Source organism: Arthrobacter gyeryongensis (assembly GCF_039543785.1).
In the GTDB taxonomy this organism is placed as follows: Bacteria; Actinomycetota; Actinomycetes; order Actinomycetales; family Micrococcaceae; genus Arthrobacter; species Arthrobacter gyeryongensis.
Map to the genome: position 1 here is coordinate 1 of NZ_BAABKK010000049.1, position 526 is coordinate 526.

Here is a 526-nt window from a genome sequence, read left to right on the forward strand (position 1 = left end):
GCGCTACAACTCCTACCGCGGCGAACAAGGCGCCGTCGCTCCGAACCTGCTCAACCGGGATTTCGAAGCCACCGCCCCGAACCAGAAGTGGGTGACGGACGTGACCGAATTCAGCGTCGGCGACCGCAAACTCTACCTCTCACCGGTCATGGACCTCTTCGACCGGCAGATCATCTCGTACACCCTCGGCATCTCGCCGAACCTGGAGCTCACCAACACGTCGCTGAGTAAGGCGTTGACGGCCCTCAAGGACGGTGAGAAACCGCTGGTGCATTCCGACCAGGGATTCCAGTACCAGCATCACTCCTGGCGGACTCTCCTCAGCGGTGCCGGAGCGGTCCAATCAATGTCACGCAAGGCCAACTGCTACGACAATGCCGTGATGGAAAACTTCTTCGGCCATCTCAAAGAAGAACTCTTCCACCGTGTCCGGTTCATCAGCACCGAGGCACTGGCAGCGGCACTGCACGAGTACATCCGCTGGTACAACACCGAACGGATCTCGACAAAGCTCGAGGGCCTGAGC

Annotated in this window: 1 protein-coding gene; it reads left to right on the forward strand. The window is 59.9% G+C overall.

Annotated elements, in window-relative coordinates:
* A partial coding sequence (locus ABEA18_RS24140; protein WP_345453859.1) for an IS3 family transposase occupies positions 1-526 on the forward strand: 526 nt, incomplete at both ends.